We start from the raw sequence: 1,189 nt of genomic DNA on the forward strand, positions 1-1,189 counted from the left end.
CCAAATAGTTACATAGATCAAAGCTCCGGCTAAGGATGCCGTCATAGGATTATTAAAAACTGGTGCAATCCAAAAATGATACAAATAATTTTGAAGATTAATTTGTTCAGAAGGAATTTCTGGATTTTGAAATTGAATCATTTCTAATGCTTGTGGAATTATTTCAGAAAAGAAGAATACAATCATTGGATTTACTCCCCAAACAAGAAATAGTTTTGTCCATTTTTTATAGTTAGCAACATCAATTACATAATAGAAAATAGTTAACGAAAGTATTGCTATACCAGATGTGTATAAAACAAAAGAACTCGTCCAGAGTGATTTATTTAAAGGAAATGTGACGCTCCATAAAAGACCAAGAATAATAAGAATAATTCCAGCAATTCCCATTTTTTTTACAATTTCCAGTTTAGGTAATGGACGATTGAGTAATTGACCTATCAGTAATCCTATTATTCCTGAGGCTATTGCAGGAATTGTACTTAGAATTCCTTCTGGATCCCAAGTTTTTGTAACTGCCCACACATGATTTTTTAAAAAGATACTGTCCATCCAAGATGCCAAATTAGTTTCTTTATCAAGATTTGCTAATCCAATTCCTGGGACTGGAATCAATGTCATTATTGCCCAATATGCCAGTAAAATTGTTGATGCTACTATGATTTGCGTTTTAAGCGTTGTTTTTAGATATAAAAGTGATATTACAAAATATACAATTCCAATGCGCTGTAAAACTCCCGGTAGCCTGACGTCTTGATAAGCTTCAATTCCACTATATGCTAAACATAAAAATGTAACAAAGATACCAATAGCTAAATACGTTTTTACTTTTGCATTGAAACTGCCCATGAGTGCATAACCCACGCTAATTGTTATTATTATTCGTCCTATTAATAAGGGAATACCGTCTAGTCCAAAAAGTTGTATTTTTCCAAAAAAATTGAAAAACATTCCTAAACAAAACATTCGTAAGGAGCGAATTAGTATTTTATTAAAGGTTGTGTTATCAAAATTTTTTGTAGGCATTGCAAATGAAACCGCTACTCCCATTATAAAAATAAAAAAGGGAAAAACTAAATCTGTAGGAGTACAACCATTCCAATCTGAGTGTAATAAAGGAGGATAAACAGTCGCCCAGCTTCCTGGATTATTGACAATAGTCATCATTAAAATAGTAAATCCTCTAAAT

The 1,189-nt window shown here is 31.9% G+C and carries 1 protein-coding gene; it reads right to left on the reverse strand.

Going from position 1 to position 1,189, the window contains the following annotated elements:
- A partial coding sequence (locus tag FPG59_RS16190) for an acyltransferase family protein (protein WP_254906732.1) occupies window positions 1-1,189 on the reverse strand: 1,189 nt, incomplete at both ends.

This window comes from Flavobacterium sp. FPG59 (genome assembly GCF_002150205.1).
Taxonomy (GTDB): domain Bacteria; phylum Bacteroidota; class Bacteroidia; order Flavobacteriales; family Flavobacteriaceae; genus Flavobacterium.